This window comes from Candidatus Binatia bacterium, from assembly GCA_026415395.1.
Lineage (GTDB): Bacteria > Desulfobacterota > Binatia > HRBIN30 > HRBIN30 > HRBIN30.
Genome location: JAOAHD010000024.1, coordinates 13,804 through 32,750 on the forward strand (window position 1 = coordinate 13,804; position 18,947 = coordinate 32,750).

The following is an 18,947-nucleotide window of genomic DNA, read 5'->3' on the forward strand; positions in this document are numbered from 1 at the left end:
GCTCGTCTCTAGGGAACCGGATCCCAACCTCCGTCGTTCCATGGATGGCAGCGGCTCAGGCGGCGCAGGGCGAGCAGCGCTCCCCGCCATGGTCCGTGCCTGCGGAACGCTTCCGCCGCGTAGGCAGAGCACGAGGGAGCAAAGCGGCAGTGCGATCCGAGCAGGGGGGAAACGGCGAGTTGATACACTCGGATGAAGCCAACCGCTGCGCACACGATCCCGGCGCTGACGAAATTCGTGGCCGGGAACGCACGCGCGGGCCTCGGCAAACGCGCCACTCGCAAGCGTGGCTCAGGGGCGGATGCCGAGAGCACTGGAAAGTTCGCGTTTGACTTGTTCATAGTTCAGCTTTGCTGCCTGGGGACGCGCAATGACCACCACGTCGGCAGGGGGGACGATCTTCTGCCCGTAGTGGCGGAAAAATTCTCTCACCAAGCGCTTGATGCGGTTGCGCACCACCGCACGCCCGACCTTGCGACTGGTGGTGATGCCGAGCCGCGACGGCCCCCCGTCCGCCCGCGGCGAAACGAGAACGATGAAGCCACCCCGCACCCGTCGCTCGCCTTCGGCTTGTACGCGGAGAAAATCCTTGCGCTGCCGCAGGCGCGCGGCTTTGGGGAAGCTGTTTGACTTTAACCGCGGTGCTGGCTCGGCTGCTTTGGCGGAATCCTTACCGTTAGGCGCTTGCGCCCCTTGGCCCGCCGCCGCTTGAGGACGGCGCGACCGCCCGGGGTCGCCATCCGCGCACGAAAGCCATGAGTGCGTTTCCGCCTGCGGTTGTGGGGTTGGTATGTCCGTTTCATGCTTGCCTCGTCGATCGTAACTGGCCGCGTTCAACATGTGCCAAGCGTCCGCGGCCGAATTCTGTACCGGCGCGAACATGCCTATGAACCACAAGGGAGCCGTTCTGTCAATTTCTTGCCTGGCGAGGAGAGAACGCACGAGTGTAATCGGCTAGAGATTGGGGCGTCGCACCGCAAGCGCGCAGCCTTCTCATCATCATTGCCTGCAGCCGCCTCGACGCCCCTCTCGCGCTTTCCTTGGCCCTGCACTAGGGGGAGCTCCATGGGTGATCAGAAAGCACGCTACGCATTGGCAGATTTGTTCGGTCCGGGCGTGGAAGGCATGGTGAAGCACACTCCCCATGCCGACTATCTTGGCATCCGCGTGGTGGAGATCGGCCCGAGTTATGCGGTGATGATGTTACCGTACCGGGAAGAGCTGATCGGCGACCCGGCCCGCGGCGTCGTGTTCGGCGGCGTGATTACGACGCTGATCGATCATGCCGGTGGTTTGGCCGTGGCGTGCTCGCTCCCCGAGTTGGTCGCGATCGCCACGATTGATTTGCGGGTGGACTATTTGCGGGCGGCGCTGCCCGGCAAGGATTTGTACGTCCGCTCGGAGTGCTACCGCCACACGAAAAACGTGGCCTTCGTGCGCGCCAGTGCGTGGGAGGAGCGGCCTGACGACCCGTTTGCCTCTTGCTTGGCCACCTTCATGCTCGGCGCCAATCGTGCCGGCAGCCCATTCCCGACAGGAGGAACTCAGCGTGGCGAATCCCGTTAACCGCATGCAAAGTCTTTTGGACGCAATTCCGTATGCGCGCTTTCTCGGCGTACGCGTGGCCGGTACCAAAGGCCACCGGGAGCTCCTGCTGCCCTTTCGTAAGGAGCTCATCGGTAACCCGATCTTGCCAGCAATTCACGGTGGTGTGCTCGGCGCGTTTTTGGAACTTACAGCAATCTTGTGCTTGCTCGATGCCGGCGTGCGCGAACGGTTGCCGAAGCCCATTAACTTTAGCATCGATTACTTGCGTACGGCCGGACCGCGCGACACCCACGCGCGCGCGGAAATTTTCAAGCTCGGCCAGCGGATTGCCAATGTCCACGTGGTCGCTTGGCAAACCGATCCGGCAAAACCCGTGGCCTCGGGCAACGGTAAGTTCCTTTGGTGAACCCCCAGCCGGAAGGTTGGCTCGTCCCCAACAGGACTCCAGGGAGAGCAAGAGCTTCCTCGACCCTTCCGGCGCCGCATGCAGGCCCGCGCCTTTGACCGAGGATGCTGGACGTTGCCTGCGCGGGTAGGGTGAACAGACCCTCTGGCCGAGGGATCAGGCGTTTTCGCTTACGAGCGCGCCGTAAGTTTCTTCTAGGTAGCGGCGCACGGTCGCGACGTCGGCCAAGGAGCGAAACGGCCGGTCGCCAGCAAGCGGGGGAGTGTCGAAGGCGCGCGGGAATAGCGGCCGTTTTGCAAGGAGCGGGTCGAGGTTGGGGTCGTCAATTCCCCGTTGGTAGATTCGCTGCGCCAACCGCCCGAGTTCCGCGGTAAGGGAAAAGCCGACCCGAAAAATCGTCACCAGCGGCACCTTAGCGAGCACGAGGGGGGCGCGCTCCAGCGAACCATCGGCGAGATACTCGAGGCCGACTGACAGGGTGGCGAGTGCCCGCGCGCTCACGCTGCGCACTTGCTCGAGTTCGCCCGGATCGCAGCGGTCGGCACAAAGCACGCGGTTCACCAAGGCGACGAGCGCCTCGGCAAGGTCTTGCGCCAAGGCTTCGTCGGCAATCGACCGAAACGCTTGGGCGAAGAACCCGCCGTCTTCGAAAGCCTCCGCGACTGGGATCGGTAGCGTTACCGCAAACTCCCGCGGGATGTGGGGGCGCCAATCGACTCCAGCCATTTGCTTTGCTTCCGCGGGCTCGATGTAGGCGTACACGGCAATGGCCTCGAAGTACTCAACGAACCCGAGGTCTTCCAAGCGGCCCCGGCGCCACCGATAAGCGGTTTCCTCCAACTCGGTGCTGAGGCCCCATTTGGCTTCGAGAAGCCAGCGCCGGGCAAACTGTTGGTCGAGGTCGTACAGCCGGTCGAGCAGCCGCTCGAGGGTAACGACGGTGGCAGAGTCGACGCCGGGCAAGAACTCGACAATGAAGAAGGTGTCCGGGGTCTCGTATCGTGGAAGATGGACGTTTTCCTCCGGTTCTTCTTCCAGCGTACGATCGTAAATGCGGCAACTTTGCCGGAGCCAGAGGGCGAGGAGTTCAAAGTCCAAGCCTTCGAGCGCGCGCAGCAGCCGCGCCGGGAGGAATTCCTCCAGCATGAGCTCGAACCAAGGACGCAGCCGTGCGAAGTCCACCCGGTCTTTGTCCCACACGTCGAGGTCGAGGCAGCCTTGAATTTGCTCTGCCGTGCCGAGCGCGAGGAGCTCGCCCGCGTCGGCAAGCCCCAGCTCTTTGACGAGGTAGTAGAACTCTTGCACGGGCAGGTGGGCAACGAGTTCTGCCGCGCGCGGGTGTTCGAGCAATTGCTCCACGCGCTGCCGCACTGGGAGCGCCGTGCGCCCGAACGGAGCCCCGCTGATGAGAGCGCCCGCTTTTGCGTCAGAGGTGCTTTCGCTCATACACGAGTGCCTTGGTCGAAGGCGTGAACAACGGCAGTTATTTAAGGGAAGGCCACAAGGAGTGCCAGGGTTTTGTCCCCCAGGCCGGCGTACTTCGGCGGCAGCGGCGGGTCTGAGGTTTTGGACACCAGCACCGCCGAGTGCCGTTGGTGTCGGGAAATCATCCGTTCATACATCTCGTTACTTGACTTTACGAGCCCGTTGCGCCTACCGTGCGCGGCTTCGCAGCCCTTGCAACTCGCGGGCTGCGGGGTCGGATTTCGGTGTCGCGTAGGAGTTGGCAAAGCATGGCACAACGCTCGTGGAAGACGATGTTTCGAATTGGTTCCCTTTTGTCAGCACTCACGATGACCGTGTTGCTGCCGGGTTGTGGCAGTGGTGATTCTGCAACCCTGACCCCACCATCGCCCACCGCCACAGTCACACCGGTTGCCGCGACTTCGACGCCCACGATTCCACCTACGGCAACGCCGTCTCCCACTCCGGTTTTCGATCCAACCGCCACACCGACGCTCTCGCTGCCGACCTCCGCTTCCACCGCGTCGGCCACGCCTTCGTTTACGCCGACCCGAGTGCCGGACACTCCCACGCCAGAGCCGACGGCAACCGCCACGCAGAGCCCTACACCGGGCCCGGGCTTCCGCGTGCAGAGCAGCGTGCGCCAACTCCTGATTAGCGACGCCACCCCGGGCACGGTCCTCGCTGTGCGCAATGCCCATGGGGAGGTGCTGCAAACCGGCACGGTGGACGAGCAAGGAACTCTGATTTTCCGCAACCTGGAGAGGGGCAGTGGCTATGTGGTGTTCGCCGTCGACCCGCAGAGCAGCAGCGAGGAGACTAGAGAATCGGCCCCGACGGATGTGTGGGGATTCGAGGACGTGCCACCGAACGAGTTTTACACCTCGCAGCGGCTGGTGAACGGTTACCAGTACATCACCGTCCGCGATGGGACTAAGCTGGCAGTCAACGTTATCTTGCCCGGGCCGCCGGAAGAGGGACCTTACCCCACCTTGGTGGAGTACTCGGGCTACGACCCTGCAAACCCCGACTCCCCGCAACCCAGCACTTTGCTCGCGCAAATTCTCGGCTTCGCTGCCGTCGGTGTGAACATGCGCGGCACTGGCTGTTCGGGGGGCTCTTTTAACTTCTTCGAGCCGGCACAAGTGACCGATGGCTACGACGCAATCGAAATCATCGCGCAGCAGCCGTGGGTGAAATTCAACCGTGTGGGAATGGTGGGGATCTCCTACCCGGGAATTTCGCAGTTGTTCACCGCGCAAACGCGCCCGCCGCACTTGGCGGCGATCGCACCGCTGTCGGTGATTTCCGACATTGGTCGAGGCATCCTGTACCCAGGCGGGATTTTGAATAACGGCTTTGCCGTCGAGTGGGCCCGTGAGCGGCAGGAACAAGCGCGTCCGTTTGGACAAGCCTGGGCGGCGAAGCGCCGCGATCTGGGCGACCAGGTGTGCATTGAGAACCAGCGCTTCCGCGGACAAAACCCCGACCTCCTGCAAATGATCCGTGACAACCGATATTACAACCCAGCGGTTGCCGATCCGCTGAGCCCAACCACATTTGTCCACAATATCGACGTGCCCGTGTTCCTCGCTGGTGCTTGGCAAGATGAACAAACAGGCGGCTACTTCCCGACGATGATCCCTAATTTCGCCGGCACTGCCAAGGCACACTTCACCATAACCAACGGTGGCCACACCGACGCTCTCGGCCCAGCAATTTTTACCCGCTGGTACGAGTTCTTGTCGTTCTACGTTCGCCGGGAAATTCCGGTGCTGCCCCTCAACGCGAAGCTTGCGCTTACCGTGCTCGCTCAACAAGTGTTCGGGGTCAACCGCGTGTCGGTGGAACCCGACCGTTTTGTGGGGGAGCCGGACTTCGAAACTGCATTGGCGAAGTTCGAACGCGAGCCGCGCATCCGGATTCTGTTGGAGAACGGCGCGGGGAGCCCTCAGCCGGGAGCCCCGGTTCCCCGGGCAGAGCTCACCTTTGATGAGTGGCCGCCGCCCAACACGCAGCCAGTGATTTGGTACTTTGCCGAGGGTGGGCGGCTCGTGTCGGACGCACCGACAGCCGAGTCGGGCGCCGACTCCTACCTCTACGACAGCGCACAGGGTCAACTGACGACTTTCGATGGCAGCGATGGGGCCATCTGGACGGCGCTGCCGAACTGGAACTGGCGGCCCTACGCGCCCGGCACCGCAGTGGCGTATGAGACCGATCCCTTGGAACACACGATGGTCATGGTAGGCTCCGGCAGCGCAGATTTGTGGGTGCGCTCGACCGCCGAAGATACCGACCTCGAGGTGACGCTCAGCGAAGTTCGTCCGGACGGCAAGGAGGTTTACATTCAAAACGGCTGGGGGCGGGCAAGCTTTCGCGCTCTCGACTTGAATCACAGCACGCTGCTTCGCCCAGCGTACAGTGGAAGGCGCGAGGATGTGCAGCCGCTGCCGCCAGGCGAGTTCTCGCTCGTGCGGATTGAAATCTTCCCGTTCGCCCACGTGTTCCGCGCTGGCTCGCGCGTGCGCATTGTGGTCGATAGCCCGGGCAACTCGCGGCCGCGCTGGAAATTCGAAACGCTGCAGTTCGACGAGCCTGTCACTAACTTTATTGGCCGTCATGCCGCCGCGCCGTCGCGCGTGGTTCTCCCCTGGATTCCTGATGTTACGGGCATTCCACCCACCTTGCCCCCGTGCCCTTCGCTTCGGCTGCAGTACTGCCGCGACTACCAACCGGTGGTGAACACGGCGGCAGAATGAAGTGCGGAAAATATTTTCAGCGGTGCCTTGTGCAGGCTGCGGTTTCCGGGTAAGAAGGGGGGTAGTTACACCGGAATGGTTGTTTACATTCCGTCGGGCAGAAGCCAAGCCTTTTAGGACATGCAGCACCTCCGGTTAACGAGTTTCGAAGAAAGGAGGGAAGGCGCATGGCAGTAGGAACTGTAAAATGGTTCAATCCTGAGAAGGGCTTTGGCTTTATTCGGCAGGAAAACGGCGAAGATGTGTTCGTGCACTACTCGTCGATCCAGGGCCAAGGTTTCAAAAGCCTCGAAGAGGGCCAACGGGTGAGCTTCGATGTCACTCCAGGCCGCAAAGGCCCCCAGGCAACTAACGTGCAAAAGCTCTAGTTCGGCTTGGCACCTGACCATCGGCCCGGTGTTCCTCGTCGTTCATGAGGCACCGGGCCGATGCTTTTTGTGGGCACACTCCTCGGATTGCTTCATTGCCAAGAACACGGAAGGATAACTCCATGGCCACCTTTGCGCTGATCACCGATCCGCACGTCACGGTTCCCAACCCGCAAACCGGTTGGATGTTGCGCGAACCGGTGCCCCATGAGCCCACGATGTACCTGCACAGCGTGGAGTTGCTCGAGCAAGCGATTGCCGAGATTAACGCCATGCCGGAGATCGACTTTGTGTTGTGCGCGGGTGATCTCACAAAGGATTCCGAGCCTTACAACCACGATGCCGTGCGCGATTTGCTGTCACGCTTTCGCAAGCCGGTGTACTGCGTGCCAGGCAACCATGACCAGCCGCGCCCTCCGCATCTGAGGCCAACGGCGCTCCTGGATCCGGACGTGCGCCCTCTCACGACCGAAGAACTCCCACCTTTGTACTGCGATTTCGGATTTCAGCGCGGCGACGTCCTCGCGTTTAGCTGTGACCCAACGCCGGATGTCCATCTCGTTGCCCTGTGCTCGGCCAAGCCGAACGATGATGCTGGCTACATTCCGGAACGCACCCTGGCCTGGCTGGAAGACGACTTGGCCCGCCAGCGTGATCCTGCGCGGCAGGTGATCGTGCTGTTGCATCACAGCATTATCGAACATGTCCCTAACGAACGTGTGGATCCCACGTTCTCTTGGTTTCACGTGGAAAACTCGGACGCCCTGAAGGCGATTCTGCGCCGCCATGGCGTGCGCATCACTCTGTCGGGTCATCTCCACATCCAGGACATCAAGGAAGAAGCGGGCCTGTACAACATCGTCACTGCCTCCCTTGCCGGCTACCCGCACGCGTATCGGGTGTTTTCGCTCGAAGATGGCGCGCTCCACATCCGTAGCCGCAGGTTGGCCTCGATTCCCTCGATCCCGAACTTGCAAGAGTACTCGCGGGCGTACACCAGCGAGACCTTCGTGCAAATCATCGCAGATTCGTTGCGGAAGGCACCGTTCCAACTGCCGGAAGAGCAAGCGATCGAAACCGCTCGCCGGTTGCGCGATTGGTGGCCGCGCTTAGCCGAAGGCGACGCGCGCTTTGCTTACACCGCCGAGGACCTGGGCAGTGCGGCGCTCGCAGCCTACGTCAACTCGTTTAGCGACGTCGATCCACCTGACAACGAGTGCGTGCTCCCCTTGTGAGCGTGGCCAGCGGTCGCCCACACATTGCCTCGGGGCAACCGTAACCCGGCAGATGACGTACGACGTCGCCTTGACCGCCGGAACGACCGCTCGTTAGCTACGCAGTGAAAAGATGCGCTGCGCTCAGCAGCCGTCGCCGCCCACACAGCGGCAGGTGCTGGCGGAACAGTCGAGCGTGGCCGAGCGGCGACTGGGCGGGCCCCACTGGATGCCCTCCGGACTGACGCTGCCTTGAGCGAGGGAGTAGCTCACGCTCACGCGGCTCCGCTCGCGCCGGTCGAGCACCACGAGCTCTTCACAGCGCGCCCGCTGGCCCGCGCTACGCGCCAACGAGCGGTTGAGATTCTCGCAGGTTTCGCGCAGCCACATCTGGATGCTGGCCGCTAAGTCGGCCGGCATTGGCCCTTGTGGTAGCGCAAGGGTACGCTCGTGCTCGCGAGATGGAGGCTTGGCCGCTGGCGGTGGAGGCACGGCGGCCACGGCCGGTGCCGGTGGTGCGGGGGGTGGGACCGCCACGGCCGGACGGGTTGGCTCGATCCGCGGAGTTGGCTCCTGGGCGACACGTGGCGGCGGTGAGGGCTCGGCTTCGATCGCCGCGGCGCGCGGTGGCGGGGCGGCGGCTTCTCCCGCCCGTGCGACTTCTTCGAAGGCCTCGTCGAACGCGACTTTGGCTTGCTCGTAGGCGGTCTTGCGCTGTAGCCAGTCGCGCTCCCGTTGTTCGCCCTTTTGCCACAGTTCCTCTGCGCGGCTGTACGTTGCCGCGGCGGTCGCTTCGGCATCCGCCTGTCGAGCTCGCCGCCGAGCATTCGCTGCCATTTGGCGCACGCGCGCTAACTCCCGCTCCGCCCCGCTCTCGGCCTGACGGAAACGTTGCGTGGCTTCCTCGGCCAAGGTGACCGCCTGGCTCGGGTCTTCTTCCACGGCTCGGCGGGCGGCGTCGAGAAATTCCTTGCCGCGGTTCAAAGTGTTGGCAAGCGCGGGGAATGCCTGGCCGGCCTTTTCGGCGGAGCGCAGCGCCAACTCGGCGCGAGCCACCGCGTCGGCGCCACGCTGGCGGGCGGCCATTTGCTTTCCGGCACGCTCCAGCGCGACCGCAGTTTCGTGCCGCAACTCGGCAACTTTCGCTTCCGCGGAACGAAGGTCGTTCGGCGACGGGTCGGCACTGCCAAGGATGCGCGCCACCTCGTCGCGAAGTGCCCGGAGCCGGTCCTCGTCCTCTGGGCGCAGGTTTGTGGCAGCCCCGTCGGTTTCTTCTCGCAACTGCGTGCGAATGGTGTCGATCCAACGCTCGCGCCGGTTCTTCAAAGCGGCTAGGTAGAACTCTTTGGCCTCGGCCAGACTGCGGAGCGCGTCGCTGACCCGCTGCGCTTCCCAGAGGTGTTCCGCTCGTGCCTTGGCATCGTTCGCGCGAGCAAACGCCGCCTCGCCCGTAGCATCAAACGCCGTCGCAAGCTGCGCCGCGTTGGCCACTGCTTCCAAGTGCTTTGCCCAAGCTTGATCGCGGGCACGACGATACAGGTCGATCTTGGCCGCACTGCTGGCGTTCTCGGCCGCCAGCCAGATCTCGGGTACGAGTGCCGGCGCGGCCAGTTCCAAGGCCTCCTCGCGAACGTGCGCTGCGTCGGCGGACAGGGTGCTCGAGTGCGGCGGAAGCAGGAGGAAGATTGCCAAAGTAAAGAGGGCGGCACCGGCCGCGAGCGCGAGCGCTACAGGCCAGCGGCGCAGGCGGCTATTCCGGGGCGAGTTTGTCGTCCGTGCGGCTCTGCGCTTTCCCGTGGAAGTCGCGGTGGAGACCGCACGCAACGCGTCGGCAAGAGCGAGCGGGGATTCGAAACGATTCTCGGGTGCCAACCGGGTTGCTCGCTCGATCACACGGCGAAGTTCCAACGGGACCCCTGGTGCTGAGAGGCCGAGGTCATTGTCCGGTAAATACGACGGGGCTTGCTGCTCGTGACCGCTACCCTCGACGGCTTGCACACGGAACGGATATACCCGGTTGCCGGCCAACGCCTCGAAGAGGACAACTCCGAGAGAAAACACATCGGCACGCGCGTCGGGCACTTGGCCCCTCTGGCGGTGATGGGTTTCCGGCGCCCGGTACGGTAACGGCGCGCCGACCACAGGCAAAGCGAGCACGTAATCCTGGCCGCCGCCAGTGAGCACGATCGACTCCGGACAAACGGCCCCATGCGGGCACACGCCGCGCTTGTGGAAGCTGTCCAACTGCGTGGCGATTTGTGCACCAAGCCGGATCACCTCTTCCCAGCCAAGCACGCCATTCTCGACTAAGACCCGCCGGAGGCTTTGCTCCTGTCCGCCTTCTCCCCATCCTTCGGTTGACCAGTCCGCGGAGGTAGCATCTGGATGCGGTTTGCTCGGCTCGGTGTAATCCATCGGCGCTCGGGGCATGGGTGAACCATCCAACCTAGCGGAGTTCGTACCAGCACAGAGACTACACAAAATTTGTCTGCTCGCTCCGTTTATCGGACGGAAAACCGTCATTCAGCGAAGCAGGTGCGAAGGAGAGTGACACCCGCAGGCCGACCGACAGCGCTAACGTTGCCCTGGAGCCGCCGCGAATCGTGGGCAAATGCCGCGGCGGACCGTATGGGCGACCGCATGCGTCGCCCGGGGGCAGGAGGTAATGAATGCATCAGCGAGCGGCGAGTAGCAAATAGCGAGTGGCGGGAAATGGCCAATGGTGAACAGCGAATGGCGCAGGGGGAACACGTGGATTGACGATGGTGTTGCTACCGGGGCCCCGCCCGTTGCCATCTTGCCACGCGGCACCAACGCGATCGTAGGCGCGACCTATGCGTTGCCCCTACGATTCGCTGCGGGCGGGCACCGCCGCCTGCGGGTGCCACCGTTCCTCCTCCTCGAAATTCCGAGGCTTTCACCAGCGCACGGATTCTGACAAACAGCAGACATCCATGACTCTGCTTCTGATGCTGATTGCCACGGCGTGGGCGCTTTACGCAGTGTTCGGCTGGCGCTGGCGCATCGAACCGCAGCTCGAACGGGTGCTTGCGCCCGGGAACTGGGGACGGGTCGTGGCGGTAGTGCCGGCACGCAACGAGGCCGGCGAACTTCCTGCCACGCTGCCACTGCTCTTGCGGCAGAGCTACGCCGACTTCACCGTTGTGCTCGTCGATGATCATTCCACCGACGACACCGCTGCGGTCGCAACGCGCTTGGCGGCGGACTATGGCGCAAGCGACCGCTTCCGTTTGCTACAGCCCCCGCCACTGCCGTCCGGTTGGATGGGGAAGGTATGGGCTCAACGGGCCGGGTATGAAGAGGCGCAGCGCTTGGGTGCAGAGTGGGTGTGGTTTACCGATGCGGACATCCGCCACGAACCCGACGTGCTCGAACGGCTGCTCGCTACCGCGCACCGCCACAAGCGCAACTTTGTTTCGGTGATGGCACGCCTGCGCACGGACACCTGGGCGGAGAAACTCCTCATCCCAGCGTTCACCTACTTCTTTGCCATGCTGTACTCCTTTCACCGCATTGGTAACGATGGCGTGCGCGACGCCGGTGCCGCCGGCGGTTGCATGCTGGTCCGTCGCGAGTTGCTCGAGCGCGCCGGTGGAATCGAAGCGATTCGCGATGCGGTGATCGACGATGTTGCCTTGGCCCGCGTGTGCAAGCGCGCCGGCGGGCACCTTTGGCTCGGCTATCACCGCGGCGTGCAGTCGACCCGCAACTACGGCTCGGTTCGAGCAGTTGCCGACATGGTGGCGCGCAGCGCCTACACGCAACTCGGCTACAACCCATGGCTGCTCGTGCTCTGCGTGGTCGGGCTGTTCTTAGTGTTCGTGTGGCCAGCCTGGGCGCTCCTTTTCTCCGGCCCCCCAGCTCGCTGGTGGGGTGCACTCGCATACATCGCCATGGTGCGAACCTATCTCCCTGCGGTGCGCTATCTCGATTGCCGCGCCCCTTGGGCTTTGGCTTTGCCACTCTCCGCGGCGCTGTATCTCTGGATGACGGTTCTCTCCGCCTGGCGTTACTATCGCGGCACCCGTACCCGCTGGAAGGGACGTGAATACCGCGCCGCTTAAGCCGGGGCCCAGCCCCACCCGGCAATTGACTCAAGGACGGCGCACCTTTTAATAACGCCTGTTTCCACTTGTGATTCCGAGTCGAGGAGTGCCGCATGAATTTTGATTTTTCCGAAGAACAGAAATTGCTCCGCGAGAACGTCCGCGCGTTCCTCGCGAAAGAGGCGCCGCTGACGCTCTGCCGGCAGGTGCTGGAGACCGATAGTTCTTACTCGACGAACCTGTGGCAGGCGGTCGCTCAGCAAGGCTGGCTGGGCACGGCGATTCCGGAAGTTTACGGCGGTGCGGGTTTCGGTCGCCTCGAGCTGGCCGTCATCGCCGAGGAGCTCGGGCGAGTGCTCGCGCCGATTCCGTTCGGCCCCTCCGTGTATCTCGCTGCGGAAGCGCTTCTGGTTGCAGGAACAGAGGAGCAAAAACAGCAGTACTTGCCGCGCTTGAGCCGCGGGGAGGCGATCGCTACCCTGGCGCACTTCGATGCTGCGGGAGATGCCGGTGAGCGGTCGGTGAAAACTGCCGTGCGGGCCGGCAAGCTCTCGGGCAGCAAAACAGCAGTGCCCGATGGGGACGTTGCCGACTTTGCTCTCGTAACCGCAAAAAGCGGGCGCGATGTCGGCCTGGCGATCGTCGACTTACACAGCAGCGGCGTGCGGCGCCAGCACGTACAATCCATCGACCCGAGTCGCTCAGTGGCCACCCTCGAGTTCGAGCGTGCCCCGATGGAATGGCTCGGCGGTCGGCCTTGCGGCTGGGAAACCATTGGGCATGTGTTCGACCGCGCTGCCGTGTTGTACGCGTTCGAGCAACTCGGGGGCGCGCAACGCGCGTTCGAGATTACCCGCGAATACACGCTCAACCGCTATGCGTTCGGGCGGCCCATTGCCTCGTTCCAAGCGCTCAAGCATCGCCTGGCCGATTGGTACGTGGAACTCGAGCTGACCCGTTCCAATTGTTACTACGGCGCGTGGGCCTTGAGTAACGAGGCACCGGAGCTTGCTGTGGCGGCTTGCGGAGCACGGGTGTCGGCCACTGCCACGTTCGAGCTGGCCAGCAAAGAAATGATCCAAATGCACGGCGGCATGGGTTTCACCTGGGAACACGATGCCCATTTGTTTTATCGCCGCGCGCGTTACCTGGCGGCGATCCTCGGCCCTGCGCCCGTGTGGCGCGAACGGTTGGTGAGTTGCTTGGAGGCACGAGAGCAAGCTTCTTAAACAACGCGGAGGAACTGCGATGGACTTTAACGATACCCCGGAAGAAGCGGCATTTCGCGCAGAAGCGCGTGCTTGGTTAGAGGCCAACGCCGAGCCCCTCGCGCCCGGCGAGCAGCCGGCAGGCTTGGAGGGGCGGTTCGACCCGGACATGGTGCGCAAAGCGCAAGAATGGCAGCGCAAAAAAGCCGACGCAGGCTGGGCGTGCATTACTTGGCCCAAGGAATACGGCGGCCGTGGCGCAACTCCGATCCAAGCGGTGATTTGGAGCCAAGAAGAGGCGCGCTTCAAAACCCCACCGAACATTTTCGCCATCGGGCAAGGCATGCTCGGCCCCACCATCATGGTGCATGGCACCGAGGAGCAAAAGCGCCGTTACCTCCCGCCCATGCTGCGCGGCGACGAAATTTGGTGTCAGTTGTTCAGTGAGCCGGCTGCGGGGTCGGATTTGGCCGGGCTGCGCACAACTGCGGTTCGCGACGGCGACGACTGGATCATCAATGGCCAGAAAATTTGGACGACTGGTGCGCAGTACTCCAAGTGGGGAATGATCGTCACCCGCACGGATCCTAACGCCGAGAAGCACCGGGGCATTACGTACTTCATCGTCGACATGCAGTCGCCGGGGATCGAGATTCGGCCCATCAAACAAATGAACGGCATGTCGAGCTTTAACGAAGTGTTTTTTACCGACGTTCGGGTGCCCGACAAAAACCGCGTTGGCGATGTGAACGATGGCTGGCGCTGCGCGTTGACGACGCTGATGAACGAGCGCCACGCCATCGGCGCTGGCGCCGGTGGTCCGGAATTTCGCGACTTGTTTCGCTTGGCCCGCACGGTTTTGTGGAACGGCAAGCCGGCAATCGCGGATGCTGGCGTGCGGCAACGGCTGGCCGATTTTTATGTGCGGGCGAAGGGCTTGCAGTACACTAGCTATCGAGTGCAAACCGCGTTGTCGCGCGGGCAAACGCCCGGACCGGAGAGCTCAATCGGCAAACTGGTGGGCGCGCCGCTGCGGCAAAATATGGCGGCGTTCGCGCTCGATCTCGAAGGTGCCGCGGCTGCGTTACTCGACCGGAGCGCTCCCGAGGATGCCGTTTGGCAACTCGCTTACCTGGGCTCGCCGGGGCTGCGGCTGGCAGGAGGAACCGACGAGATCTTGCGCAATATCATCGCCGAACGCGTGCTCGGCTTGCCGCCAGAAATTCGCGTCGACAAGGGCATTCCGTTCAAAGACGTGCCGACGGGCCCGCGGTCGTAGCCCGCAGGCGCACCGGCCAATCGACACGTTTTTTGCGCAAGCGAAGCAACGGGCTCGACGGCTCGTTGCTCCGCTGGCGTTCGTCCGCTGGCGCCGCCTCGCACGGCGCGCTCTAGGTGGTATGCCGTGAGCGCTGCTAATCGACGCGCCTTTGCCTTACTGTTCGCCTGCCTGCTCAGCGTGGGTATGGGGCAGTCCATGTTGTTTTCCATTTTGCCGCCAGCGGCGCGGGAGATCGGTATTACGCCGTTCCAAGTCTCCACGATCTTTGCCACCTCGGCTTTCTTGTGGGTGTTCGTCAGTCCTTGGTGGGGGCGCAAGAGCGATGTTACGGGACGGCGGAAAATCATTCTCATCGGGCTCCTCGGTTACGCTACCTCGATGGCTGCCCTCGCCACGGTCATTCGCATCGGTACCGAGCGCTGGCTGCCGGCCAGTGTGGTGTACCCGTTGCTCATTGCCTCCCGTTGCATCTTTGCCTTGGTCGGGTCGGGCACAGGCCCAGCTTCGCAAGCTTACATTGCCGACCGCACCTCGCGCAGCGAACGTACCGCTGGGGTGGCGCTCGTGAGCGCGGCCATGGGGCTCGGCGAAACCATCGGACCGGGCGTGGGGGCGGCGCTCGCATCGTTCGGTATCGTGGCGCCGTTGTACCTGGCTGCCGCGCTCGCTGTGGTGAGCGCCGCAACCATCTGGCACTTCCTCCCCGAAACCGAACTGCCGCGCGAGCAACGGCCGGAGCGACCTCCGCGCATGCGCGTGGGAGATCGGCGGGTGCTGCCGTTCTTGGGAGTCGTCACCGCGCTCCAAGCGGTGCGCGCAACAACCATCATTACCTTGGCGTTTTTCCTGCAAGATACGTTGCAACTCGATGCCCACGATACGGTGCGCTACTCGGGCACGGGTTTCGTGGTGTTGGCCATAGCAGGATTGTTTTCACAATTGGTGATCGTGCAGCGTTTCCGACCCGCTCCGCGAACGATGATTCGTGTCGGCACGTTGCTCATGCTGGCCGCTTTTCTCGCCTTCGTTTTCGGCTCCAACCTGCCGGTGTATTTCTTGGCTCTCGCTGCTCTCGGCTTGGGGATGGGGCTGGTTCGCCCCGGAGCCGCGGCCGCCGCCTCGCTCGCGGTGACTCCCGCCGAACAAGGTTCCGTCGCAGGTTTGCTAGGTGGCGTGTCGGTCATCGGCAATGTGTTCGGACCGATGCTCGGCACCGCACTTTACAGCTTGGATCGGCATGGCCCTCACTTGATGAATTCCGCAGTCATGGCGCTGATTTTGGTGCTCGTTTGGACGAATGCACGTATCCGCCGTGCGCATGCGTGAGCACGAGGACGGGTAGATGGAATCCATCGGCTTGTTTGCCAACCGCGAGTTTTTCGAAGCGTATGGGCAGCAGGTGCGCAGCCTCTGCGACGCCGCGGGGCGGGAGGTGCGGTTCGTTCTCCCTCCCAGCGAAGGCCAGCGGTTCGATGAGGCATCACTCCAGGCAATCACGGTGGCGACCTTCAACGGGTACTGGGAAGTCGATCCGCAGTTCACGCGCCGCTTTTTTGGCGTGGTCTCACGCGCTCCCCGCCTGCAGTGGTTTCATGTGCCCAACGCAGGCGTCGACCACCCGGCCTTTGCCGCGATTTTGCAGCGCGGGGTGGTGATCACCACTTCCGCTGGTGCGAATGCTGCCCCGGTGGCCCACTCGGTGATGGCGGCAGTGCTGAGCTTCGCCCGCGGTTTGCCACAGTGGCTGGCGGCGCAGCGAAGCAAGCGTTGGCAGCGCCTCGGCGAGCAGCGCGCCGATTTGAACGGGCAAACGATGGTGATTGTCGGCCTCGGCGCCATTGGCCGCGAAGTGGCGCGCTTGGCAAAGGCCTTTGGCCTCCGAGTGATTGCGGTGCGGACCCAGGCGATAGCCGTGCCGGGTGCCGACGAAGTCATCGCCCTCGCTGACATCGATCGCGTGCTCCCGCGGGCGGATTGGCTGGTGCTCACCTGCCCGCTGACAGAACAGACCCGCGGCCTCATCGATGCCGCGCGGCTTGAGCGGCTGCCCCCGCACGCCCATCTTGTGAACGTGAGCCGGGGCGCAGTGGTCGACGAACCCGCGTTGATCGAGGCACTCCGCGCGCAACGCTTGGCCGGTGCATATCTCGATGTGTTTGCCGAGGAGCCGTTGCCGGAAACCTCGCCGCTCTGGGAGTTGCCGAACGTGCTCTTATCTCCGCACGATGCTGCCGGTGCACGGGGCAACCGCCAGCGCGTGAGCGAGCTTTTCCTCGACAACTTGCGCCGCTGGTTGGCCGGGGAAGAGCTACGCAACCGGGTGCGGGCAGGCGAGGTCGTTTAAGTTTCGTGCGTGCTTGCCGCGGCATGCGCCAAGATTTCCAGCGCTTGCGCATGCACGCGCGGGTCGCCCGCAGCAATCACTTGTCCACCGCCGCTACAGTCGCCCCCGCGCCAGTTGGTCATCACACCGCCTGCACGTTCGATAATCGGGATGAGCGCTTGCACGTCGTAGGGTTGCAGTCCCGACTCCACGACCAAGTCGATGCAGCCGAGGGCCACCATGCAGTATGCGTAGCAATCGCCGCTAAAGCGCGTGAGCTGCACGCGGCTCTGCAACTCGTCGAACGCGGCACGCTCTTTGGGCTGGAATATGCGCGGGTCGGTGCACTGCAACCTCGCCTCGCCGAGCGATGTGCAGGCGCGCACGCGTAGCGGTGTGGTATGGCCCCGATGTAGGAACCAGGCACCTAGCGCACTGCCGACAAAGCGCTCGCCGGTAAACGGTTGGTCCATCACCCCCAGCACCGGTGCCGTGCCATCGTTGAGTGCGATCAACGTGCCCCACAGTGGGATGCCGGTGAGAAATGCGCGGGTGCCATCGATCGGGTCCAGCACCCAAGTCAGCGCACCGCTGCCCGCGTGTCGGCCTTGCTCTTCACCGAAAATCCCGTGCTCCGGGTAACGCTGGCGGATAAGCTGGCGCATGGCTTCTTCGGCGGCGTGATCCGCCGCGGTGACCGGATCGAACCCACCCGTCGCCGATTTGTTCCGCTCCGCGGGAGCCTGGCGGAAGAACGGCAAAATGGCCGCGCCGGCAACGTCCGCCAAGCGGTGCGCAAAGGCTAAAAACTCCTGGAGCTCCTCTGTCGATAACGCCATGGGGTCGCCTGCAAGCCGGGGGCGTGTTTACCAGCTCGCAAGGGAAAGGCAACGCGACGCTCGTTGCCTATTCGGTCCCCACTGGTTGTTTCGGACACTCCACATGTACGTTTACATTCTCCCGACCGTGCACCGCTGCGTTCCCGGTTTCCTACCTTGGGTGTCCGATTGGCCTTGCAAGACCAACGAACAAAGTTCGCTGTGGGATATCGTCAAAAAACGCACAGATAAGTGCCCGCTCGGCAAAGCCCTGTGCCCGGCAGCAAGAGCATGGCCGTTGATTCTCCCAGGGGCTCAGTAAGGGGTGCGATGGTGCTGCCAACCAATGGGAACGTGGCCGAGCGGGTAGGTGGCCAGCGGCTGCGCTGCGCAACCAGGTGCATGGCGGATTTGAGGGTTCAGCAGCTCGGAGGAGGTCGTGCCGCGGGGCGAACTCGGTGGGGGGTTGGTCCGCTTGGCGTTGCCGGCTCCATGGAAGCGAGCACGGGAGGGGGGCGGTGTGGATGCAGGCTTGCTGCCGGGAGAGGCCGTTTATCGGCCTTTGCTTCAACCCGGAATGGGCGCCGAGGCCCGAGGGGCGAAGCAAAAGCAAGGGGAGGTGCGATGTAATGAACGGAGTACGGGAAAGGCACCTGTTCGAGGTGGGCTCCCAAAGGCGCCGAGCAAGGCTGTGGGCTTGCCGGCGGTAGTGCGCAGGTCTGTTGCAGGAGTGCTGGCTGCCGCCGCCTGTATCGGCTGGCATGTTCCTCGCGCCTGGGGCAGTTGCGACCTGGTGTTTGAGGAGATTAGTGCCGCATGGCTGCACACTTGCGCGCGGCGCAGTAACGGTAGGGTGCTGTGCTGGGGCAGGAATACTGAGGGTCAAAGGACGCCGCCTGAAGGAGAAACGTTCGCGGAAGTGAGCGCAGGTGGCTGGCACACCTGTGGGCTTAAGGCCGACGGCAGCGTGCTGTGTTGGGGGAATTCCCCACAGCCCACTTGCCCCGAGTGTGGGAACGGCGTCGTGGAGCCCGGCGAGCGATGCGAGCTTGAGCCTGGGCAACACCCAGTATGTGGCTGTGATCCACAAACCTGCACCTACCCAGTGGCCGCCTGCGATGACGGTAACACCTGCACCGCCGGCGATGCCTGCGAAAATGGCGTGTGCGTCGGTTGAGCCCCGCCAAGCTGCGACGACGGGAATGTGTGCACCACGGATAGCTGCGATTCGGGGTCTGGCTGCCGGCACACTCCTGCGGCGTAAGGCACCGCCTGCGACCTCGACGAAAACGTGTGCACCGTTGATCAGTGCGACGGCAGCGGATCGTGCGTGTTTCAGGGAAACGCCCCGCAAGGTACCTCCTGTGACGACGGCCTGTTCTGCAACGGCAGCGACACCTGCGACGGCCTTGGTGTCTGCGAGCACAGCGGCGACCCGTGCACTGGCGGCACGGAGTGCAAACAAACCTGCAGCGAAGCTTTAGACA

The 18,947-nt window shown here is 63.4% G+C and carries 15 protein-coding genes and 1 pseudogene; 10 read left to right on the forward strand and 6 right to left on the reverse strand.

Features of this window, described 5'->3' with window-relative positions; genetic code table 11:
• Nucleotides 1–8: 8 nt before the first annotated feature.
• From yidD to rpmH, 3 genes and pseudogenes are all read right to left on the reverse strand, one after another.
• Entirely contained in the window at nucleotides 9–218 is a 210-nt protein-coding gene (gene yidD, locus N3C12_15900; GenBank protein ID MCX8073899.1) for a membrane protein insertion efficiency factor YidD, read from the reverse strand.
• A 73-nt stretch (nucleotides 219–291) separates the two neighbouring features.
• A pseudogene (gene rnpA, locus N3C12_15905) lies at nucleotides 292–609 on the reverse strand (ribonuclease P protein component).
• A gap of 23 nt (nucleotides 610–632) precedes the next feature.
• Nucleotides 633–803: a 50S ribosomal protein L34 gene (rpmH, locus tag N3C12_15910; protein ID MCX8073900.1), complete on the reverse strand. Its 171-nt coding sequence runs from the start codon at nucleotides 801–803 to the stop codon at nucleotides 633–635.
• A 262-nt stretch (nucleotides 804–1,065) separates the two neighbouring features.
• On the opposite strand from rpmH, the gene N3C12_15915 reads away from it, so the two are divergent.
• Both N3C12_15915 and N3C12_15920 read left to right on the forward strand, forming a co-directional pair.
• Nucleotides 1,066–1,566 (forward strand): PaaI family thioesterase, encoded by a 501-nt coding sequence (locus tag N3C12_15915; GenBank protein MCX8073901.1) that lies wholly within the window; start codon nucleotides 1,066–1,068, stop codon nucleotides 1,564–1,566.
• Nucleotides 1,550–1,954 carry a PaaI family thioesterase gene (locus N3C12_15920; GenBank protein MCX8073902.1) on the forward strand — a complete coding sequence of 135 codons (405 nt, stop codon included), beginning with the start codon at nucleotides 1,550–1,552 and terminating at the stop codon, nucleotides 1,952–1,954. Before N3C12_15915 ends, N3C12_15920 begins: the two co-directional genes overlap by 17 nt.
• Nucleotides 1,955–2,110: 156 nt before the next feature.
• Here the strand turns inward: N3C12_15920 and N3C12_15925 are convergent, their stop codons facing one another.
• On the reverse strand, nucleotides 2,111–3,400 hold the full coding sequence (locus N3C12_15925) for a DUF6178 family protein (protein ID MCX8073903.1): 1,290 nt from the start codon (nucleotides 3,398–3,400) through the stop codon (nucleotides 2,111–2,113).
• Nucleotides 3,401–4,314: 914 nt separating this feature from the next.
• Between N3C12_15925 and N3C12_15930 the strand changes: the two genes are divergently transcribed.
• The 3 genes from N3C12_15930 to N3C12_15940 all read left to right on the forward strand — a co-directional run bounded on the left by N3C12_15930 (nucleotide 4,315) and on the right by N3C12_15940 (nucleotide 7,783).
• Nucleotides 4,315–6,180 (forward strand): CocE/NonD family hydrolase, encoded by a 1,866-nt coding sequence (locus N3C12_15930; GenBank protein MCX8073904.1) that lies wholly within the window; start codon nucleotides 4,315–4,317, stop codon nucleotides 6,178–6,180.
• A 167-nt stretch (nucleotides 6,181–6,347) separates the two neighbouring features.
• The gene (locus N3C12_15935; protein ID MCX8073905.1) at nucleotides 6,348–6,548 is read left to right on the forward strand and encodes a cold-shock protein; all 201 of its coding nucleotides are present in this window, start codon (nucleotides 6,348–6,350) and stop codon (nucleotides 6,546–6,548) included.
• Nucleotides 6,549–6,670: 122 nt separating this feature from the next.
• A complete protein-coding gene (locus tag N3C12_15940) occupies nucleotides 6,671–7,783 on the forward strand; it encodes a metallophosphoesterase (GenBank protein ID MCX8073906.1) in 1,113 nt (370 codons plus the stop codon).
• A gap of 123 nt (nucleotides 7,784–7,906) precedes the next feature.
• Here N3C12_15940 and N3C12_15945 read toward each other — a convergent pair whose 3' ends face one another.
• Nucleotides 7,907–10,177 carry a hypothetical protein gene (locus tag N3C12_15945; GenBank protein ID MCX8073907.1) on the reverse strand — a complete coding sequence of 757 codons (2,271 nt, stop codon included), beginning with the start codon at nucleotides 10,175–10,177 and terminating at the stop codon, nucleotides 7,907–7,909.
• 539 nt (nucleotides 10,178–10,716) lie between these two features.
• Between N3C12_15945 and N3C12_15950 the strand changes: the two genes are divergently transcribed.
• The 5 genes from N3C12_15950 to N3C12_15970 all read left to right on the forward strand — a co-directional run bounded on the left by N3C12_15950 (nucleotide 10,717) and on the right by N3C12_15970 (nucleotide 16,663).
• Nucleotides 10,717–11,847 carry a glycosyltransferase gene (locus N3C12_15950; GenBank protein ID MCX8073908.1) on the forward strand — a complete coding sequence of 377 codons (1,131 nt, stop codon included), beginning with the start codon at nucleotides 10,717–10,719 and terminating at the stop codon, nucleotides 11,845–11,847.
• Nucleotides 11,848–11,942: 95 nt separating this feature from the next.
• Nucleotides 11,943–13,058, forward strand: coding sequence for an acyl-CoA/acyl-ACP dehydrogenase (locus N3C12_15955; GenBank protein MCX8073909.1), 1,116 nt, complete (start codon nucleotides 11,943–11,945; stop codon nucleotides 13,056–13,058).
• A 19-nt stretch (nucleotides 13,059–13,077) separates the two neighbouring features.
• Nucleotides 13,078–14,316, forward strand: coding sequence for an acyl-CoA dehydrogenase family protein (locus N3C12_15960; protein MCX8073910.1), 1,239 nt, complete (start codon nucleotides 13,078–13,080; stop codon nucleotides 14,314–14,316).
• Nucleotides 14,317–14,442: 126 nt separating this feature from the next.
• Nucleotides 14,443–15,645 (forward strand): MFS transporter, encoded by a 1,203-nt coding sequence (locus tag N3C12_15965; protein MCX8073911.1) that lies wholly within the window; start codon nucleotides 14,443–14,445, stop codon nucleotides 15,643–15,645.
• Nucleotides 15,646–15,661: 16 nt separating this feature from the next.
• Nucleotides 15,662–16,663, forward strand: a complete 1,002-nt coding sequence (locus tag N3C12_15970; GenBank protein ID MCX8073912.1) for a D-2-hydroxyacid dehydrogenase — start codon at nucleotides 15,662–15,664, stop codon at nucleotides 16,661–16,663.
• Here N3C12_15970 and hisN read toward each other — a convergent pair.
• On the reverse strand, nucleotides 16,660–17,481 hold the full coding sequence (hisN, locus tag N3C12_15975; GenBank protein MCX8073913.1) for a histidinol-phosphatase: 822 nt from the start codon (nucleotides 17,479–17,481) through the stop codon (nucleotides 16,660–16,662). The two genes, N3C12_15970 and hisN, sit on opposite strands and share 4 nt — an antisense overlap.
• Nucleotides 17,482–18,947 lie beyond the last annotated feature (1,466 nt).